We start from the raw sequence: 2,744 nt of genomic DNA, 5'->3' as shown, positions 1-2,744 counted from the left end.
CAGCTGGCGCTGACCGCGCATGCCAAAACTGTCGGCCTTGTTCGCCGGTGACGCGAGCCGCGAAGAGATGAGCAATTGGTCCAAACAGTGCAAACGCTCCGCCGGCGGACGGCTCAGCGGCACAGGTCGCCGGGCGACCTGCAGGCCGTCCCATGACCTGTAGAAATCTCCGCGCCGACCGGCGTGTCGCGTGACCGCAGGTCACGCCTTTATCTTGCCCTCCAACCTGCATACGGCCCTCCATCTCCCAGAGCCTAACACGTACACGGATCGGAAGATTCTGCCTTCACCTCGCAGGCGACATCGGATCGCTCGCGGTATCAGGGAAACTTGCGCCAGGTGGCTTCAATGTCTGCAACCGATGTGACGCCCCAATAGCGTCCGTCGAAACTCATCACGTCATCACCGAGCAGAAACACTTCGCCGTTTTCGAGCGACCTGCAGCCTGACCATTGTGGCAAAGCGATGCCCGCGGAATCCCTTTCAGAGACAACGGCAACACGCACGTCATTGATCAGGATATGACCATCCTCTGAACACACCCGGTCCCCGGCACGTGCGGCAATCCGTTTCAGGAAACGGTCGCCAGCGGCCTTCACATGACCTTCGTCGACATAGGCGAGGCCAACAGCGCGCACCGGGATCGTCACCACGGCGCCCCGCTCAAGCTGCGCGCCAACGCGGACGTAAAAACCGGGCTCCAGAGACGCCGAAGGGTTATAGAGGACGAGCCCATGGCTGATCAGCGCGGCAAAGCCGAGCGCGGCAACCGCCAGGCCAGCCACGCCAAGACCCGCGCGTGTGGATAGTATGGGAAGTCTCATGGCGCGGGTGCGTCGCAAGTCCCGGGCCATTCAATTTCGTGACGCATGACACGCGCCTTGCCGCTTATGGTCCAATCGTGACCGTGGTCTGAAGCTGCAGAACATTTCAGCGGCCCTCCGTCTGTTAAAGCCACTGCAGAACAGAATCTGATTGAAACGGGCGCGGCGATAGCCATAACGCCCCCTGCCAAACCTGGGCGAGAAGAGAAGCCGGATGTCGTCATCTGGTTTTCGCGGCGCAGATTCCGCGCCATGACAGTCACGCGCGCTTAGCCGTCAACACATGGGATGATCGTTATACCGACGCTTCAGGCCTTGGCCACAGGCGATACGTGTTCACGTATTAACTTGATTTATACGAGAATACGTATAGATACTCCTCATACGTGATCTCGTATAGGAGAGTGGAATGGCCGATCTTGTCAGAAGCCCCCGAATGGCCGGGGACATCGTACGCAAAGCGCGTCTGGCTCAGTCATTGACGCAGGCCGAGCTTGCATCCCGGATGAACGTACGTCAGGCAACTGTGTCGAAACTGGAAGGGGGCGAACCTGCAACACGCATGTCCGTATTCTTTGATGCCATGACGGCGCTCGGCCTCGAACTGGCTGCGACGGAGCGCATATCCAAGGGCGATATCGAGGAACTGTTCTAATGGCGCGCCAGTCCCGGACGAGGCGCTTGCAGGTCTTCTTGAATGCCCGCGCCGTGGGCTCGCTCGACAAGGCGTCCTCTGGTGCAGTCAGCTTCTCGTATGACCGGGACTGGCTCAGCTGGACCGGCGCAATGCCGGTATCGATTTCCCTGCCGCTCAGAGACGAAACTTTCCGGGGCGAGCCGGTCACGAACGTCTTCGAGAACCTCTTACCGGACGCCGAGCGGGTCCGCACGAATGTCGCATCGCGTCTGGGCGCTGATGGGACCGACGCATTCTCGCTCCTGGCGGTGGCAGGACGCGACTGTGTCGGGGCCTTGCAGTTCTTGCGAGAGGGCGAAGCGCCGGGACCAGCAGGCGACGTGCGCGGCGAACCGATGGATGAAGCAGCGATCGCAGGTTTGATCCGGCGCCTTCGCCTGGAACCGCTCGGGCTTGATCCGCAAGACGAAGACTTCCGCATCTCGATTGCCGGAGCGCAGGACAAGACCGCGCTTCTCAACGTCAATGGGGCGTGGCATCGGCCGACCGGAACAACCGCAACGACGCATATTCTGAAACCCGCCATCGGTGTGATCCAGAACGGCATCGACCTGACTGACAGTGTACAGAACGAGTATCTCTGCCTGAAACTCTGCGAAGCGCTCGGACTGACCGTCGCCGAAGCCGCAATCGCTCGGTTCGAAGACCAGCTTGTGCTGAGTATCACGCGCTTTGACCGGCTTTGGACACGCGACAAGCGTCTTCTGCGGCTGCCGCAGGAAGACTTCTGCCAGGCGCTTTCAGTACCCTCTATGCGCAAGTACCAGCGTGATGGCGGCCCCGGCAGCCTCGCGATCCTTGAGCGGCTGAAGGAAAGCGATCAGGCCCAAGCCGACCGGCGAATGTTCCTAAAGGCTCAGATCGTGTTCTGGCTCATTGGGGCGACCGATGGGCATGCCAAGAACTTTTCGATCGCGCATCGCCCGGGCGGCGGTTTTGCGATGACCCCGCTTTACGATATTCTGTCAGCCCAGCCCATCGTCGATGCGGGGCGCCTGACGCACAACAGGTTCAAGCTGGCCATGTCAGCTGGAACCGGGAATGTTTATCAGATCAACCAGATCGCCGTCCGCCATTTTGAACAGACAGCCGAAGCTGCTGGCATGCCCAAAGGATCGGTCACAAGTATCTGCGCGGAGCTCGCCGCGGCCATACCCGGTGCGCTCAGAGCTGCCGAGCGGCTTTCAGACACGGCCCTGAGCCCGGCGCTTATCGAAACGATC

The 2,744-nt window shown here is 60.6% G+C and carries 3 protein-coding genes; 2 read left to right on the top strand and 1 reads right to left on the bottom strand.

All coding sequences use genetic code 11. From position 1 onward, the window contains the following. Window positions 1–320 precede the first annotated feature (320 nt). On the bottom strand, window positions 321–824 hold the full coding sequence (locus WEA77_RS10315; RefSeq protein WP_368067795.1) for a S26 family signal peptidase: 504 nt from the start codon (window positions 822–824) through the stop codon (window positions 321–323). 409 nt (window positions 825–1,233) lie between these two features. Here WEA77_RS10315 and WEA77_RS10310 point away from each other — a divergent pair, with 409 nt between their 5' ends. Together WEA77_RS10310 and WEA77_RS10305 are read left to right on the top strand one after the other, a co-directional pair. Next, window positions 1,234–1,479: a helix-turn-helix domain-containing protein gene (locus WEA77_RS10310; RefSeq protein WP_368067794.1), complete on the top strand. Its 246-nt coding sequence runs from the start codon at window positions 1,234–1,236 to the stop codon at window positions 1,477–1,479. Further along, window positions 1,479–2,744 (top strand): type II toxin-antitoxin system HipA family toxin (locus tag WEA77_RS10305; protein ID WP_368067793.1); only part of this gene is annotated, 1,266 nt, incomplete at its 3' end. The genes WEA77_RS10310 and WEA77_RS10305, both read left to right, overlap by 1 nt.

The organism is Hyphomonas sp., assembly GCF_040882205.1.
Taxonomy (GTDB): Bacteria; Pseudomonadota; Alphaproteobacteria; order Caulobacterales; family Hyphomonadaceae; genus Hyphomonas.
The sequence above is the reverse complement of the archived record's forward strand: the minus strand, read 5'-3'. Positions and strand labels throughout refer to the sequence as shown.